The following is a 17,165-nucleotide window of genomic DNA, read 5'->3' as shown; positions in this document are numbered from 1 at the left end:
AAAACCTCGCAAAGTCGCCATGGGAGAGAGACATGCAGACCATCCTGAGCAGACTGAAGAACCTGATAGGCATGAAAAGTGCCGCGCCGCTGCCAAGCCCTCCAACGTCACACGAGTTGCATGTGGTGATGCCCGACAGCGTCGATCTGCCGCTGCCAAGGGTACTTTCCGAGGAAATGAGCGTCCCCGCCTCCATCAACGGCCGGGACATGTCGACTGGCCGCCTCTGAGGCGGACACGATAATCCTCAAGAGACAAGGACACTATGACCATGACCGATATTCAATCCGCCAAGATCCTGATCATCGCGACCGATGGCTATGAGCGTTCCGAGCTGCGCGTGCCACTGGAGGAACTGCGCAAGCTGGGCGCCGATGTGAAGATCGCCTCGATGAAGACCGGCGACATCAAGAGCTGGGATGACAAAGATTGGGGCGACAGCGTGCCGGTCGACATGACGTTCAAGGACGTCAACGCCGACAACTTCCACGCCCTGGTCATTCCGGGCGGGCAGATCAATCCGGATGTGCTGCGAACCGATGCAGATGCCGTGAACCTGGTGCGTGCATTCGTGAAAAGCGGCAAGCCCGTCGCTGCCATCTGCCACGGCCCTTGGCTTCTGGTGGAAGCTGATGCGCTGCGTGGCCGCAAGGCAACCTCCTATCACTCGATACAGACCGACATGAAGAACGCCGGTGCCCTCTGGGAGGATTCAGCCGTTGTGACAGACCAGGGCATCATCACCTCGCGGGCACCGGATGATCTGCCGGCTTTCGTCGCCAAGATCGTCGAGGCAGTGCAGGAAGGCCGCCACGAACGGCGCGCCGCCTGACGGCAACGCAATTGCTGCCGAGACCTTATCCGCCGCTCCCGACTGTCGGGGGCGGCGTTTTCATGCATCGAACAAACCAACACGGCATGCGCATGGAAGTTCCTTGAAACCATGGGACAAATCGCTGCCCGGTGATTTGTCTGAAGCCAAAAGTATGATTTATGTCAATTCCGGTATCGGGTGTGGGAGCCCATGTGGAGGAGTTGATCAATGGCGCTTGAGGAACGCGGGCGGCGAAAGCGCGTGCCCCGGCAGGCCAAGGGCCTGGATGAGGTGGATCTGGCAAAGCCGACCCTGCGCACCATTGCCGATCTGACCGGTCTTGCGATAACTACCGTTTCGCGTGCTCTTGCCGGCGCACCGCAAATCGCGCTGGAAACCCGCCAGCGGGTGGCGCAGGTGGCCGTGGAGATCGGTTACCTGCCGGACCGTGCCGCCCAGCGGCTGCGCACCGGGCGCACCCATGTGATCAGCCTGGTGCTGGATCCGCACGAGGAAATCCTTGGCTATGCCACCTCGATGATCAACGGGTTGACGGAGGCCCTGCGCGACACGCCCTATCACCTGATCATCACACCACATTTTTCCGACCGCCCGCAGGTGGAGCCGGTGCGTCACATCCTGCGCAACCGCATGGCCGATGGCGTGATCTTCACGCGCACGGAGCCGCAAGACGAGCGAGTGAAGATACTTCTGGACAATGATTTCCCCTTCATCTGCCACGGTCGCACGGAACTTGGCATTGCGCATCCATTTGTCGATTACGACAACCGCGCCTTTGCTTACCGCGCAGCGCGACGGTTGATCGAGGCCGGCAGCCGCAGACTGGCGATCATTCTGCCGCCAAGCCACTACACATTTGCCCTCCACATGCGGGAGGGCTTCATGGCAGCGATCAACGAGGCCGGCCTCTCCTTCGAGATCCCGCATATGGTGACGCTGGACAGCAAATCCGACGCCATAAGGGATTGTTTCCATGATTGTTTCGCGAGGGATGACCGGGTGGACGGCGTGGTTTGCGGCGGCGAAGTAGTGGCCATGGCCGTGATGGCGGCGGCCTATGACCGGGGCCTGACTTTGGGAAAGGATGTTCATCTGGTGGCCAAGCAGACCTCCGGCCTGTTCGACCAGGTGCGTCCGCGCATCCCGACCATTTACGAGGACCTGTCGCAAGCCGGGCGGCTGATGGGGCAGTTTCTGGTTCAGCGCATAGCACAGGAAAAGCCCGCCACGGAGCTGCAACATCTGCAGACCGTGACGGGCTTCTGATCAAAGCCAGCGAGCGGCTTTTTATTCGTCGTCCTGGAACACCACTTCGCGTTTCTTGCGCACACTTGGCAAAAGCACGACGATGAGGACGATCAGTGCAAGGCCGAGAAGCGTTGCGCTGATCGGGCGCGTCAGGAAGGTGGATGGATCGCCGCGCGACAGGATCATCGCGCGCCGCAGATTTTCTTCCAGCAGCGGACCGAGCACGAAGCCGAGCAGCAGCGGCGCCGGCTCGCAGCGCAGCTTGACCAGCACATAGCCGATGAAGCCGAAAAAGGCGACGGCATAGAGGTCGAAGACGTTGGAGTTGACGCTGTAGACGCCGATCGAGCAGAAGGCCATGATGATCGGAAACAGCACATAATAGGGCACTGTCAGCAGCTTAACCCACAGCCCGATAAGCGGCAGGTTGAGGACCACCAGCATCAGGTTGCCGATCCACATGGAAGCGATGATGCCCCAGAACAGCGCCGGCTGTTCGGTCGCCACATTCGGCCCCGGCACGATACCCTGGATGATCATCGCGCCGATCATCAGCGCCATTACCGGATTGGCCGGAATGCCGAGCGTCAACAGCGGGATGAACGAGGTCTGGGCACCGGCATTATTGGCCGATTCCGGCCCGGCCACACCGGCAATTGCGCCGTGACCGAATTCTTCCGGATGCTTGGAAACGCGCTTTTCCACCGTATAGGAGGCAAAGGCGGCCAGGATCGCGCCACCACCCGGCAGGATGCCGAGCGCCGAGCCGATGGCCGTGCCGCGCAAGACCGGGCCAATCATCTGTTTGAAATCGTCCTTGGTCGGCAAAAGACCTGTCACCTTGGAGATCAGCAGCGTGCGGTTCTTCTCGCCTTCCAGGTTGCGCAGGATTTCAGCAATGCCGAAAACACCCACGGCCACCGCCACGAAATTCAGGCCATCGGCATATTCGCGGATGCCAAGCGTGAAGCGCGGCGTGCCGGAATAGATGTCTGTGCCGACAAGCCCGAGCAGCAGGCCGAGCACGACCATGGCCAGCGCCTTGACGATGGAGCCGGAGGCCAGCGCGATGGACGAAACAAGACCAACCACCATCAGCGAGAAATATTCGGCAGCACCAAACTGCAGCGCAATCGAGGTGAGCGGCGGAGCAAAGATTGCCACCAGGAAGGTGGAGACCGTGCCGGCAAAGAAGGAGCCGAGGGCTGCAATGGCAAGCGCTGCCCCTGCCCTTCCCTTGCGGGCCATCTGGTAGCCGTCGATGGCCGTCACCGCCGACGAGCTTTCACCCGGCATGTTGATGAGAATGGCCGTGGTCGAGCCGCCATATTGGGCACCGTAATAAATGCCGGCAAGCATGATGAGCGAAGACACAGGCTCCAGCTGAAAGGTGATCGGCAGCAGCATGGCAATCGTGGCTGTCGCACCAATCCCCGGCAGAACACCGATCAGCGTGCCGAGAAGAACACCGATCAGGCAGAAGAACAGGTTGGGAAGCGTGGTCGCCGTGGAAAAACCCAGCGACAGGTTGTCGAACAGTTCCATCATGCGCTCCTAGTAGCCGAGCCAGGGGCCAAAGCTGCGGAATGGCAGACCCAGACCATAGCTGAACACCAGCACCGAAAACACCGTCAGCCCCGCCGACAGCACGACCGCCATCACAGGCGTCATGCGCGACGAGGCAAAGGATGCGATGAAGGCTGTGAAAAACAGCGCCGGCACGAAGCCGAGACCGCGCACCGTAAAGCCGAAGAAAATCGGCGCCGGCAGGATGAAGAGAAGGCCGCGCCAGGCAATCGGACCGATACCTTCGTGTTCGACCCGCAGCGATTGCACGACGATGATCAGACCGAACAAAATGAGCACGCAGGCGAGCACCAGCGGAAAATAGCCCGGCCCCATGCGAAAGGCGGTTCCCGTTTCCAGACCCATCGCCTGCAGAGCGAAAAACAGCCCGAACGCCACGAAGAGCGCGCCGCACAGGGCATTGGTTTTATCAAATCGAATGGATTTCATGTGTCCCCCGAAGCAAGATCAGAGCGAAGCCCGCCCATAGCCGATCGTTTGCGCACGGCCGGCAAAGCCTGTGTGATACCCCTGCGACTGCTCCGCATTCAGCGATCAGAACAGTCGCAGGGGTCGTCCGCATTGGGCAATGCAGACGGCACTACAGTCAGTCTGCGTATTGGCCGGCACCTTCGATGACAGGCTTCCAGCGGGCGATTTCGCCTTCCAGCTTGGCCTTGAGAGCCGCAGGCGTTGCATCGCTCTCCGATGACGGAACGGTGCCGAGCTCGGCAAAACGCGCCGAGACATTGGCATCCTTCAGAGCAACCTTGAGCGCCTTGGACAGGCGTTCAGTCACTTCGGTCGGCGTGCCCTTCGGCGCATAGATTCCATGCCAGATGCCGACTTCAAAGCCGGGAAGGCCGCCTTCGACAGCCGTCGGCACATCCTTCATCACGTCGAGGCGCTTGGGCGAGGTCACCGCATAGGCTTTGATCGTGCCGCCCTGAATCTGCTTCGTGGTATTGGTGGTCTGGTCGCACATGATATCGACCTGGCCGCCGAGCAGATCCGTCATTGCCGGCCCGGTGCCCTTGTAGGGAACGGTGACGAGCGGCGTCTGGATGGCGCTCATGAACATCATGCCGCACAGATGCGATGCCGCGCCGATGCCGGCATTGGCCACGGTGACCTTGTCCTTATTGGCCTTGGCAAACTCGATGAGGCCTTTGAGGTCCTTGGCTTCCATGTCCTTGCGGGTGACGATGGTCATTGGCACGTCAGTCACGAGGCCGACATATTCAAAGGCACCCAGCGTATTGTAGGCCAGCTTGCGGTAAAGCGTGGCGCTGGTGGCCATACCAATATGGTGGAGCAGAAGCGTGTAACCGTCGCCATCCGCATTGGCGACACGGCCGGCGCCCAGCGTGCCACCGGCACCGCCGACATTTTCGATGATGATCTGCTGGCCGAGATCCTTGGACATGGATTCAGCCACGAGACGGGCAACCGTATCGGTCGGGCCACCGGCGGAGAAGGGCACGATCATGGTGATCGAGCGCTCGGGATAACCGGCAGCGCCAGCAAGGGTGGACGACAGGGTAACGGCAGCAACAGCGGTTGCGCAGGCGAGAGCCTTGAAGATTTTCATCGACATCCTCCTCAGATGAAATCAAGCCAGCCGCAACGGCTCCTCCCGTGCGGCTTGGTGCCCCATCTGCCGTTGCAGCGACAATTTCCGCAATCGCAGCAGAGCATGACCGCAAGGTTTTCTGTCGCTTTTGCGCCGCAATATGGGTGGAAACCGCTACATGAGCGATTTTGCACGGGTGGATATCCACCCATCACAGACCAGAACCGCTAGTCTTCCAGCTCCGACAGGCTTTCCGGCGACAGCAGTTTCCGGTCGAGACCGTATTTCTGCATCTTCTCGTAAAGCGTCTTGCGGCTGATTCCGAGCTGCTCATAGACGGGTTTGAGAGCCCCGCCATGCGCGGCAATGGCACTGGCGAGGATATTGCGCTCGAAGGCGGCGACCCGATCTGCCAGCCGCCCGCTTTCCGGCTTGACCAGCGCGCCGCCATCGCCGGGCCGCATATCAAGCCCCAGCACCAGCCGATCGGCGGCATTGCGCAATTCGCGCGCATTGCCCGGCCAGTCCTTCTGCCCGACGGACGAAACGACCTCCTGCGGCACGTCGATATCGTCGCGGCCATAGCGGGCGCAGGCCTCGCGCACCAATTGCAGGAACAGCAGCGGAATATCCGGGCGGCGCTGCGCAAGCGATGGCACCCGAAGGGTTGCAACATTCAGCCGATAGAGCAGATCGGCGCGGAAGCGGCCCGCCGCCACCTCTTCTTCCAGATCGACCTTGCTGGTGGCGATGAAGCGCACATCGAGCCCCACCGTCTCGTTGGAGCCGAGACGGGTGATGACGCGCTCCTGCAGTACGCGCAGGAATTTTGCCTGCAGGTCAAAGGGCATGGAGCCGATCTCGTCCAGCAGGATGGTGCCGCCGCGACCATGCTCGAACTTGCCGTAGCGCGGCCGCAGCGCACCGGGAAAGGCGCCCGCCTCATGGCCGAACAACTCGCTTTCGATGAGATTTTCCGGCAGTGCGGCACAATTGATGGCAATGAAGGGCTTGTTGGCGCGGGGGCTGACATCGTGCAGCGCCCGCGCCACGACCTCCTTGCCAACGCCCGTCTCGCCGATCACCAGCGTATCGGCATCTGTCGCACCGATGGCGCGGATCTGGTAGCGCAGATCGACCATGACCTGCGTGCGACCGGGAAGCCTTGCTTCCAGATCGTCGCGCTTGCCGGCCACGGCGCGAAGACGCCGGTTTTCCAGCACCAGCCCGCGCCGGTCCATGGCGCGGCGGATAACGCCTGCCAGATGCGGCGTGGTGAACGGCTTTTCGATGAAATCATAGGCGCCTTCGCGCATGGCCTTCACCGCCAGTTGCACATCGCCATGGCCGGTGACGAGAATGACCGGAATTTCCGCATCCAATTCACGAATGCGGTGCATCAGCGTCATGCCGTCAATGCCCGGCATGCGGATATCGCTGACGACGACGCCATCAAAGGAATAGCCGATCAGTTCCAGCACATGATCTGCGCTGGAAAGCGTCTGCACGGAAAGCCCCGCCAATTCCAGCGCCTGCGCGGTGGAGCGGCGAAGCTCCTCCTCGTCATCGACCAACATTACACGCTGCATGCCTACTCCGCTGCCTGGCCCAATATCGCGCCTGCCGCCGGCAATGCGATCCTGAACACGGCGCCGCCGTCCGGGTCGTCATCGACGCTGAGGCTGCCGCCAAAATCCTTGACGATGTTATAGGATATGGAAAGCCCAAGCCCCAAGCCCTTGCCCACACCTTTGGTGGTGAAAAACGGATCGAAAATCCTTTCCCGGATAGCGGCCTGCACACCGGGCCCGCGATCGCGCACCTCGATCACCACCATGTCGCCCTCCGGGCGAACGGAAAGCGCAATCCGGCGATCCTCCAGCCCCTCCACCGCATCGGCGGCATTGGTGATGATGTTGACCAGCACCTGCTGCAGGCGCACGAAGCCGGCCTTCACCGCAGGCACCTGCGGATCGAGATCGAGGAGAAGCTCGGCATCCGCCGCCTTCAGCCGTGCCGCGACGATTTCCAAAGTTTCGCGGATGACATCCTCGAGAATAACCGGCCCCAGCTTTTCATTGGGCTTGCGGGCAAAATTGCGCAAATGCCGCGAGATGGAGGCCATGCGGTCAATCAGCGCCGAAATGCGGCGGATATTGTCGTTTGCCTCCTCCAGCCGGCCACGCTCGATCAGCACGGCGGCGCTATCGGTATAGGTCTTGGCGGCGGCGAGCGGCTGGTTGAACTCATGCGACAGGGCCGCCGACATCTGTCCAAGGCCGGCCAGCTTACCGGCCTGGATGAGATCGGCCTGCGTCTGGCGCAATTGCTGCTCGGTCAGGCGCCGCTCGGCAATCTCTTCCTCGATGCGGCTGTTGACGCGGGCAAGATCTGCCGTGCGTTCCTCGACACGGCTCTCCAGCTCGCTCTGCGCCTTCGCCTGCAAGTGCAACCGCTCGGCAAGCCGCGCCCGCCTTTGCAGGAGAATGGCAAGCCCGAGACCGGCAAGGCAAAGCATCAGCAGACCCGCCACCATCACCGTCTGGGCCTGCGCCCGCGCAAGCGTCGTCTCGGTCAGAACATTGACCGTCCAGCCCGCCTCTGGCATCAGCTGCGAGGACACCAGATATTCTCGGCTTCCGTCCTTGTCGCCGACAGTCATCAGCCGGTGGCCGGCCTGCGTGCTTTCCGTCAGCGGCAATTCCTTCAGCGCCGCATCCGAATAGCGGCGCGAGGCCTCGGTGCGGGCAAGCCGCTGCGGCGTCAGCGGCAAAACGGCGCTGTAGAGCCATTCCGGTGTGCCGGTCATGAAGATGATGCCTTCCGGATCCGACACGAAGATGCGCGCATCGCCCCCCACCCAGGAGGCCTCGATCGTATCGATATCCACCTTGAAGACGATGACGCCAAGCGTGCGTCCGGCAATCTGGATCGGCGAGGAAAAATAGTAGCCGCGCTTGGCAGACGTGGTACCGAGCGCATAGAAACGCGCCTGCGCGCCGGCAGCCGCCTGCTGAAAATAGGGCCGGTAGCTGAAATTCTGGCCGATGAAACTGGTCGGCAGATCATAATTGCTGGCGGCAATCGTCTCGCCATCCATCGTCAGCATGTAGATATCGGAGGATTTGAGCAGAGCATTGATGCCGCTCAGATAAAGATTAGTGTCGTGACGCAGGATCGGATCATTGGGCGACTGGATCAGCGCCTCGATGGTCGGTTGGTCGGCAATAAGCGCCGGCAGCGGCTCGTAGCGCCGCAAATGCCCCTCAAGCGCTGCCACCGCAAGCCGCAGCGTCGTGCCGCCCTGGTTTGCCGCTCCATCGAGATAACGGCGCAGGATGATTTCACCGCCATGCACGGCAAAGACGATGCCCATGACGAGACAGACAATCAGGGCCGATAAAAACCGTTTCGTCAAATCCTTGCACCTCCCTGGCGGACTTCACCGCATCTTGCCCTGCATGACAAGAGCGCAGCTCCACGGCCGGCACAAGCGCAAGCTATTCTTATACCAAGCGTCGATGATAGGAACCCATTGCGTGGGAGCGGAGACGTTCATCCGGCAAGGAGCATACCGGAGAGCGATGCTGTTGGCATCGGTCGAGGATTGCGACGCTGCCGGTGAACGAAATCCGGCCCATGCGAAGCACCGGGCGCTTTTGCCTCCCGGACGTTGTCGAAAATCCTCGCCGGACCGAGAGGTCCGACTGCGGTTTTCTCCTAGCCGGAAACCAAAATCGCTCCGGCGCAATAGGTTTCTATCATCGACACTTGGTATTAACCGCGTTTTCGATTGAGTGACTTGTTTTGCAACGCATTTAGACGCTGAAAAGCCATGTGCAGTTAAGCAGGGTACTCCTGACCCTTTCCATGACGGACCATGCCGATGTGCGGATTTGCCGGCTTTTGCGATGCGGAGATCGATCCGTCCGAATTCCCCTCGCTGCTTGCCACGATGGCGGATGCAATTGCCCATCGCGGGCCGGATGCGCGTGGCATCTGGCAGAGCGATGCGGTGGGGCTGGCGCATGTGCGCCTATCCATCGTCGGTCTCGGCGACGGCCAGCAGCCGATGGCCTCCGCCGATGGCGCGCTCACCATCGTCTTCAATGGCGAGATCTTCAACTATGTCGAGCTGCGCGAGGCACTGAAGGCCAAAGGCTATCGGTTTCGCACCGGCAGCGATACGGAAGTGATCCTCGCCCTGTACGAGGCCTATGGCGACGCCTGCCTTGCCCATATGAACGGCGATTTTGCCTTTGCCCTCTGGGATGCCCGGCGCCACCGCATGCTGCTGGCCCGCGACCGGATGGGCGTACGCCCGCTCTTCTATGCCCGTCGCGGCCGTGGCCTCGTCTTCGGCTCCGAGGTAAAGGCGCTGTTGGCCCTGCCCGGCATGACCGCCACCATGGACCCCTTCGCGCTCGACCAGATTTTCACCTTCTGGGCACCGATTGCACCGCGCACCGCCTTTAAGGATATTTTCGAGCTGGAGCCCGGCCAGTGCATGGCGCTGGAAAACGGCCACCTCGACGTGCGTCCCTACTGGACGCTCGACTATCCCGATCTTGGCGACACACCCGTTGAGACAAACCCGGAAACCGCACGCGAAGAGGTGCTGGCGCTTCTGACGGATGCGGTCAGGCTTCGCATGCGTGCAGATGTGCCGGTCGGCGCCTATCTGTCCGGCGGGCTTGATTCCTCGCTCATCTGCGCGCTGGCAGCCCCGATGGCGCAAGGCGGGCTCAATACGTTTTCCGTGACCTTCGACAGCGCCGAGCACGATGAGAGCGCCTTCCAGCACGATGTTGCAGGCGCGCTTTCCACCCATCACCGCTCCATAGGCTGCGGGCCGGATGACATTGCACGTGTCTTTGCCGAGGTGATCCGCTTTGCCGAACGGCCCATCCTGCGCACGGCACCGGCGCCGCTCTATTCATTGGCGGGCCTTGTGCGCGACAATAGCATGAAGGTCGTGCTGACGGGCGAAGGTGCCGACGAGATTTTCGGCGGCTACGACATTTTCAAGGAGGCGAAACTGCGCCGTTTCTGCGCAAGCCAGCCCGGTTCACGCCGAAGGCCGCTGTTGTTTCGCAAGCTCTACCCCTATCTGCCCGGCCTGCAGACGCAGACCGCCGATTATCTCTCCGCCTTTTTCGGGACAAGCCAGGACCGGCTCGACGATCCGCTGTTTTCGCACCGCCCGCGCATGCGCAACACAGCCGGCGCCAAGCTGTTCTTCTCCGATGCCCTGCGCAGCACGCTTGCCGGCTATGATGCGGCAGAGGATCTTGTCTCGCGCCTGCCGGCGCGTTTTGGCCAGTGGCACCCGCTGCATCAGGCGCAATATCTGGAAACCCGATTCCTTCTGCCCGGCTATATCCTGTCGAGCCAGGGCGATCGCATGGCCATGGCGCATGGCGTGGAGGGGCGCTTTCCCTTCCTCGATCACCGGCTGGTTGAGCTTGCCACCCGCCTGCCGCCGGCCCTGAAACTGAAGGGACTGACGGAAAAGCACATCTTGCGCGAGGTGGCGCGTGATCTCCTGCCGGAACTCGTCGGCAAGCGGCCAAAACAGCCCTATCGCGCGCCAGACAGCGCCTCCTTTGCCGGTCCTGCCGGCCAGGCCGTCACCGCAGGTCTTCTGTCGGAAAAGGCGGTCACGGATGCCGGACTGTTTGATCCGCGCGCCACGACCAAACTGGCGCAGAAGGCAGCCGCCCGCCCGCTCACCGGCTTTCGCGATAACGCCGCCTTTATCGGCATGCTCTCAAGCCAGATCTGGCAGCAGCGATTTGCAGCACAGACGGCCCGCGCCCGGCGGCATGCCTGACACAATCCGCCACCACCCACCTCGCATCTGATCGATGATACGCCGGCGGCCTTCGGGAACCGCCGGCGCATGTCTGCGTTTCTGTCGGCAAAACAGCGGAGCAAGGGGGGTACAACCGTGGATGTGAGCAGGCCGATGGCGCAGGGGATTTCCAAACCGAAGACGCACAGCATTATTCAGCCGGGTCGCAATGCCTGGCGCAGCGTCTCCTGCGACCGCGCTGCATTTTTGATCGATGGTGCCGATTATTACCAAAGGCTTGAGCAGGTTTTGCAAAAGGCACGCCGCACCATCCTGATTGTCGGCTGGGATTTCAACCCGGACATTCGCCTCACGCCGACTGAACCGGACAGCCCGACGCTGGGTGAGATCCTGCGCGCCCGCGTCGATGCCTGCCAAGAGTTGACAGTGCACATCCTCGTCTGGGCCATGGGCCCTGTCTATTCCGGCAAGAGCTTGAAGCTCTTCCAGAAAGCTGGCTGGAACGACCATCCCCGCATTCGACTGGAGTTTGATTTCCACCATCCGCTGCGCGCCAGCCACCACCAGAAAATGGTCTGCGTCGACGAGGCCGTCGCCTTTCTCGGCGGGATTGATCTGACCGCCCGCCGCTGGGATGACCGGCGCCACGCGCTGCCCAATCCGCTGCGCTGCTCGCCGGATGGCACCTGTTACGGCCCGGTCCATGACCTGCAATCGATCATCTCGGGCGATGCCGCAAGGCTTGTCGGCGATGCCTGCCGCATACGCTGGAAACGCGCAACCAGCGAGGTTCTGGATCCGTCGCACGATGATACGGACGATCTCTGGCCTGCGGATCTGGAGCCTGCCCTTCGCGATTGCCCGGCGGCATTGGCGCTGACCGAACCACTGTTCTGGAACGGCAGGCATGGCCGCCGCGATGCCATACAGATGACGCATGACGCTCTTCGAGCCGCCAAGCGGCACATCTATCTGGAATCGCAGTATCTGGCCTCCTTCAGCATAGCCCGCACGATCATCGATCGCCTGCGTGAGCCGGATGGCCCGGAAATCGTCATTCTGGTGACGCAGGAATCGCACGGCTTTCTGGAAAAGCTGATGATGGGCAACAATCGCACGCGGCTGATCCGCCGCATGAAGCGACAGGATCGCCACGGAAGGCTGCGCGTCTATTTTGCCGTGACGCGCGATGAGACCGGCAAGGAGCGCGAGATCATCGTGCATTCCAAGCTGGTGGTGATCGATGATCGTTTCATCCGCGTCGGCTCCTCCAACCTCAACAACCGGTCCGAAGGGCTGGATACCGAAGCAGACCTTGCCTTTGAACCCGTCACCGAGGAAGGCCGCCGGGCGGTGCTCGCCTTGCGCCATGATCTGATGGCCGAACATCTCGATGCGACCCCCGCCGAGATCGCCCGCAGCATGGCGGAAACCGGCTCGCTGATCCGCACCATCGACCGCTTCAACTACAAGCCACGCGGCTTGCGCAATTTTGCCGTCGATGTGCTGAACGGCGAAACGGATTCGCTCGTCGGCACATCGATTGTCGATCCTCGCCGGCCTTTCTGGCCGCTTCGCCAGTTGAAGGTCGGCACGCGCTGGGCACTCTCACGCCTGACGCGCAGCTTCTCCTAGGGTAGCGGGCGGCCAGCGGCGGAAATAGGCCTCCGAGACGAGAAGCAGCGGCACGCCGATCATCAGTGGAATGAAATAGTAGAGCACCCGGAATGCCACCAGCGCGCCGATGGAAGCGCTGGCCGGCAGCAGCAGCAGCATCGTGGCCTCCAGCACGCCAAGACCTCCCGGCACATGGCTCAACATCGCGGCAATCGTCGCGGTGACATAGGCCGAGGCCACCTGCAGGTAGCCGGCTTCGGTAAATGTGGTCAGCAACTGGTCGAGCGCGCCGGCAACACAACCGAAATTCACCGTGCCGACAAGGATCTGTGCGGCACACATGGGCGTCGTCGGCATCTCCATCCGAAAAGAACGGAATTTCAACGGCGGCCGGCCCCAGATCGAGCAGATGAAGTAAGCGACCGGATATGCGAGAAATGCGATGCCGAGCCAGAAGCGTGCCTGCGGCCCCAGTTGCAGCAGGCCCTCGCCCGCTTCCGGCATCAGAAGCAGCGTGATGCCGGCCAGCGTGCTCAGCCCCAGAAGAACGGTCGCACCGCAAAACAGGATGACTTTTGCCACCTCGTCACCCGTCAGCCCCCAGCGCGTATAGAAACGATAGCGCACGGCCCCGCTCGACAGCGCCGCACCGCCGACATTGTGACCGATGGAGAGCGCCGTAAACGAAGCAAGCGCCGCACGCGGATAGGATTGCGGCTTGCCGACATAGCGCAGTCCCAGCCAGTCAAACAGCGACAGGCAGGTATAGGATGCCGCAACGAAGAGGGAGGCCGTCATCAGCCGCCAACCGGGAATGAGGGCGAGCGATGCGGTAATATCCTCCCAGCTGTAACGGCTGAGACTGCGATAGACGAGGACGATCGCCGCGCAGATGATGAGGGCGATAAGAAGTCTGATGAGTAGCCGCGTCACGAACGCTCCCCGCTGTTCAGGCCGGCACAAGCGCCGGAGTTGTTCTGGTTCCAAGGGAACGAAACGCAAGATAAGGGGTTCCCTGCGTCATGATTGAACCCAAACGAGATACGCCCCAGCCGGCGCGCCGGACCATCCGGATCCTCAGCTATAATGTTCACAGTTGCGTGGGCACGGACCGACAGCTTGATCCGGGCCGCGTGGCCGATGTGATTGCCGAGCTTTCACCGGAGATCATCGGCCTGCAGGAACTGGATGTCGGACGAAAGCGCTCAGGCGGCATCGATCAGGCTGAGGCGATTGCCAAGCGCATCAGGATGGATGTGCACTTTCATCCGGCCCTGCAGATCAAGGAGGAGCGCTATGGCGACGCGCTGTTGACCGCGCTTCCCATGCGTCTCGTCAAGGCCGGGCCGATCACCTCGATCGGTGAGCCGCGCGGCGCACTTTGGGCCGATATCGAGACGGAGGCCGGCGCGCTTCAGGTGCTCAACACACATCTGGGCCTGCTGCGTCGCGAACGCCAGCGCCAAGTGAACGAGCTTTGCGGGCAAGACTGGCTGGCGCATCCCGATGCCCGCAACAGGCCCACGGTGCTGATCGGCGACTTCAACTCGATCCCGTCTTCGCCAGCCTACCGCACGCTTCTGACCCGGCTTGAGGATGCCAGACAGCAGATGGGCCGCCTGCCCGCACCGACCTTTCCCTCCCGCTGGCCGCTTCTACGGTTGGACCATGTCTTCGTCTCCGGCGGCCCGAAAATCCTCTCCGTCGAGGCAATCCGCACGCCAATTGCACGGCGTGCTTCGGATCATTTGCCTCTACTGGCGGTCGTCGAGCTGTCGTGACCATCGACTGATCCTAAATCTCCGACCCAGCTGGAACATTTTGACGAGGCGCGTATTCCTAGGACGTCGTCATGCGAAAGCGTGGCTACAGCATCATAGTCCGTTCCCTTTGACGCATGCATGCCCCCTGCGACAATCCGCCTGCGCCAATCTGGCACCTGCGGCAACGCCACACATGGTGCAGTGCAACAGGCCCGGTCAGACTACGCTTCGCCACAGGCCCGTTTTGAACGGGCCAAACGTTTAAAGCGAGTGCCCCCATGTTCGAAACCTTCGACGCCGCGATACTGGCTAGGATACAATTTGCGTTCACCGTATCCTTCCACATCATATTTCCAGCCTTTTCTATCGGCCTTGCCAGCTACCTGGCGGTGCTGGAGGGCCTCTATCTCTGGACGAAGAAGCCGGTCTATCTCGAGCTGTTCGATTTCTGGAAGACCATCTTCGCCATGGCCTTTGGCATGGGTGTCGTCTCCGGCATCGTCATGTCCTATCAGTTCGGTACGAACTGGAGCGTGTTTTCCGACAAAGCCGGGCCGATCATCGGGCCGTTGATGGGCTATGAAGTGCTGTCCGCCTTCTTCCTGGAGGCCGGCTTCCTCGGTGTCATGCTGTTTGGGCGCAAGCGCGTTGGCCCCGGCCTGCATTACTTTGCAACCCTGATGGTCGCCTTCGGCACGCTGATGTCGGCCACCTGGATCCTTTCGGTCAATTCCTGGATGCAGACGCCGGCAGGCTTTGCCATCAACGATGTCGGCCAGTTCGTGCCGACCGACTGGTGGGCCGCCATCTTCAACCCGTCCTTCCCCTACCGCTTCACGCATATGGTCATGGCCGCCTACCTCACCACGGCGCTCGTGGTCGGGGCTGTCGGCGCCTATCACTTGCTGCGCCGCACGGCCCCCTTGCGCGCCGGCACGATGTTTTCGATGGCCATGGGCATGATTGCCGTGGTTGCTCCCTTGCAAATCCTTGCCGGTGACGCCCATGGGCTGAACACGCTGGAGCATCAGCCGGTCAAGGTCATGGCCATGGAAGGCCATTACGACAGCCATCCGGATGGAGCGCCGCTCATTCTCTTCGGCATTCCAAACCCCGCCGAAAAGCGGGTGGATTACGCCATCGAGATCCCCAAGCTTTCGAGCCTTATCCTGAAGCATGACCTCAATGCACCGCTTGCCGGGCTGGATAGCGTAGCGGATGAGCTGGAACCGCCGGTCGTGGTCGTGTTCTGGTCGTTTCGGGTGATGATCGCGCTCGGCTTTGCCATGTTGGGTCTTGGGCTCTGGAGCCTTTACTGTCGGTTTCGTGGCACGCTCTACCAGAATGAATGGCTGCACCGTTTCGCACTTGCCATGGGCCCTGCCGGCTTCATCGCCGTGCTCGCCGGCTGGATCACCACGGAAGTCGGTCGCCAGCCCTATACGGTCTATGGCCAGCTTCTGACCGCGCAGTCCATCTCGCCGGTCTCGGCACCGGCCGTGGCGGCGTCGCTGATCGCCTTCGTCATCGTCTATTTCCTCGTCTTCGGCGCCGGCACTTTCTACATCCTGCGCCTGATGGCCAGATTGCCGCGCGATCCCGGCCCAGACCTCGGCCAGGGACCGATCCGCACTACCGGCATTACGCCAGCCCCCGGCATGAATGACAGCACCGGCGGCACCCGCGCTTCAGAACATCACGGAGGTGCTCACCATGGAGCTTGATCTTCCCTTCATCTGGGCAGCGCTGATTGCCTTTGCCGTGCTGGCCTATGTGGTGCTGGATGGCTTTGATCTCGGCGTCGGCATCCTCTTTCCCTTCTTTCGCGAAAAACACGACCGCGACGTGATGATGAATTCGGTGGCGCCCGTCTGGGACGGCAACGAAACCTGGCTGGTGCTGGGCGGCGGCGGCCTTATGGCGGTCTTCCCGCTGGCCTATGCCACCATATTGCCGGCGCTCTATGCACCGATCATCGCCATGCTGCTGGCGCTCATCTTCCGCGGCGTGGCCTTCGAATATCGCTGGCGCACGAAACGGGCCGAGCGGCTGTGGGACTGGGCCTTTGCCGGCGGCTCCATGGTGGCTGCCTTTTCGCAAGGGGTGGCGCTCGGTGCGCTGGTGCAGGGTATTCCGGTCGTCAACCGCGCCTATGCCGGCGGCTGGTGGGATTGGCTGACGCCGTTTTCCATCGTCACTGGCTTTGCGGTGCTGATCGGCTATGCGCTCTTGGGCTCCACCTGGCTCGTTATGCGCACCACCGGTTCACTTGCAGAGCGCTCCAGACGCTATGCGCTGATATCGGCCATCATCACGGTGCTGGCCATGGGTATCGTCAGCATCTGGACGCCCTTCCTGAAGCCGGAATATCTGGATCGCTGGTTCCGCTTCCCCGGCGCCATTTTCAGCATCTGCGTGCCGCCGCTCGTGCTCGGCTGCCTCGTCTCGCTCATCTATGGGCTGAATACCAAGCGTGACACGCGACCTTTCCTCTCCGCGCTCGCTCTGTTCGTCATTGCCTTTATCGGCATCGGCATCAGCTTCTATCCCTATATCGTGCCGACATCGGTGACGATCTGGGATGCGGCGGGGCCGGATGAAAGCCTGCTCTTCCTGCTGGTGGGGGCGGCCGTGCTGATCCCGGCCATCCTGGCCTACACGGGTTATGCCTACTGGGTGTTTCGCGGCAAGATCGACCCCGAAGAGGGCTATCACTGATGCCGGGTGAGAAACTCCGGCAGGTCGCCT

14 protein-coding genes are annotated in these 17,165 nt (G+C 61.6%); 8 read left to right on the top strand and 6 right to left on the bottom strand.

The genetic code is table 11. From position 1 onward, the window contains the following. The first annotated feature begins 32 nt into the window (after positions 1–32). The 3 genes from E8M77_RS14815 to E8M77_RS14805 all read left to right on the top strand — a co-directional run bounded on the left by E8M77_RS14815 (position 33) and on the right by E8M77_RS14805 (position 2,101). Positions 33–230: a hypothetical protein gene (locus tag E8M77_RS14815; RefSeq protein WP_137131410.1), complete on the top strand. Its 198-nt coding sequence runs from the start codon at positions 33–35 to the stop codon at positions 228–230. A gap of 41 nt (positions 231–271) precedes the next feature. Next, positions 272–832 carry a type 1 glutamine amidotransferase domain-containing protein gene (locus tag E8M77_RS14810; protein WP_137131409.1) on the top strand — a complete coding sequence of 187 codons (561 nt, stop codon included), beginning with the start codon at positions 272–274 and terminating at the stop codon, positions 830–832. A 210-nt stretch (positions 833–1,042) separates the two neighbouring features. Continuing rightward, positions 1,043–2,101, top strand: coding sequence for a LacI family transcriptional regulator (locus E8M77_RS14805; protein WP_137131408.1), 1,059 nt, complete (start codon positions 1,043–1,045; stop codon positions 2,099–2,101). 21 nt (positions 2,102–2,122) lie between these two features. Here the strand turns inward: E8M77_RS14805 and E8M77_RS14800 are convergent, their stop codons facing one another. The 5 genes from E8M77_RS14800 to E8M77_RS14780 all read right to left on the bottom strand — a co-directional run bounded on the left by E8M77_RS14800 (position 2,123) and on the right by E8M77_RS14780 (position 8,598). Continuing rightward, entirely contained in the window at positions 2,123–3,628 is a 1,506-nt protein-coding gene (locus tag E8M77_RS14800) for a tripartite tricarboxylate transporter permease (protein ID WP_137131407.1), read from the bottom strand. Between the two features lie 9 nt (positions 3,629–3,637). After that, positions 3,638–4,099: a tripartite tricarboxylate transporter TctB family protein gene (locus E8M77_RS14795; RefSeq protein WP_137131406.1), complete on the bottom strand. Its 462-nt coding sequence runs from the start codon at positions 4,097–4,099 to the stop codon at positions 3,638–3,640. A gap of 157 nt (positions 4,100–4,256) precedes the next feature. After that, entirely contained in the window at positions 4,257–5,240 is a 984-nt protein-coding gene (locus E8M77_RS14790; protein ID WP_137131405.1) for a tripartite tricarboxylate transporter substrate-binding protein, read from the bottom strand. 209 nt (positions 5,241–5,449) lie between these two features. Further along, the gene (locus E8M77_RS14785; RefSeq protein ID WP_137131404.1) at positions 5,450–6,811 is read right to left on the bottom strand and encodes a sigma-54 dependent transcriptional regulator; all 1,362 of its coding nucleotides are present in this window, start codon (positions 6,809–6,811) and stop codon (positions 5,450–5,452) included. 2 nt (positions 6,812–6,813) lie between these two features. Then, entirely contained in the window at positions 6,814–8,598 is a 1,785-nt protein-coding gene (locus tag E8M77_RS14780) for a sensor histidine kinase (protein WP_137131767.1), read from the bottom strand. Between the two features lie 510 nt (positions 8,599–9,108). Between E8M77_RS14780 and asnB the strand changes: the two genes are divergently transcribed. Continuing rightward, on the top strand, positions 9,109–11,055 hold the full coding sequence (gene asnB / locus E8M77_RS14775) for an asparagine synthase (glutamine-hydrolyzing) (protein ID WP_137131766.1): 1,947 nt from the start codon (positions 9,109–9,111) through the stop codon (positions 11,053–11,055). A 69-nt stretch (positions 11,056–11,124) separates the two neighbouring features. Next, complete coding sequence (locus tag E8M77_RS14770) at positions 11,125–12,672, top strand: phospholipase D-like domain-containing protein (RefSeq protein ID WP_246659273.1); 1,548 nt, start codon at positions 11,125–11,127, stop codon at positions 12,670–12,672. Here E8M77_RS14770 and E8M77_RS14765 read toward each other — a convergent pair. Continuing rightward, positions 12,646–13,587 (bottom strand): lysylphosphatidylglycerol synthase domain-containing protein, encoded by a 942-nt coding sequence (locus E8M77_RS14765; protein ID WP_137131403.1) that lies wholly within the window; start codon positions 13,585–13,587, stop codon positions 12,646–12,648. The two genes, E8M77_RS14770 and E8M77_RS14765, sit on opposite strands and share 27 nt — an antisense overlap. A gap of 89 nt (positions 13,588–13,676) precedes the next feature. Between E8M77_RS14765 and E8M77_RS14760 the strand changes: the two genes are divergently transcribed. From E8M77_RS14760 to cydB, 3 genes are all read left to right on the top strand, one after another. Next, positions 13,677–14,435 (top strand): endonuclease/exonuclease/phosphatase family protein, encoded by a 759-nt coding sequence (locus E8M77_RS14760; RefSeq protein ID WP_137131402.1) that lies wholly within the window; start codon positions 13,677–13,679, stop codon positions 14,433–14,435. A 260-nt stretch (positions 14,436–14,695) separates the two neighbouring features. Then, positions 14,696–16,141, top strand: coding sequence for a cytochrome ubiquinol oxidase subunit I (locus E8M77_RS14755; RefSeq protein ID WP_137131401.1), 1,446 nt, complete (start codon positions 14,696–14,698; stop codon positions 16,139–16,141). Continuing rightward, positions 16,131–17,135 (top strand): cytochrome d ubiquinol oxidase subunit II, encoded by a 1,005-nt coding sequence (gene cydB / locus E8M77_RS14750; RefSeq protein ID WP_137131400.1) that lies wholly within the window; start codon positions 16,131–16,133, stop codon positions 17,133–17,135. The genes E8M77_RS14755 and cydB overlap by 11 nt, the downstream gene beginning before the upstream one ends. Positions 17,136–17,165: the final 30 nt, after the last annotated feature.

The sequence above is a fragment of the Rhizobium sp. FY34 genome, assembly GCF_005222845.1.
Lineage (GTDB): Bacteria > Pseudomonadota > Alphaproteobacteria > Rhizobiales > Rhizobiaceae > Neorhizobium.
Note: the sequence above shows the minus strand (reverse complement) of the source record. Positions and strands in the feature narration are given on the sequence as shown.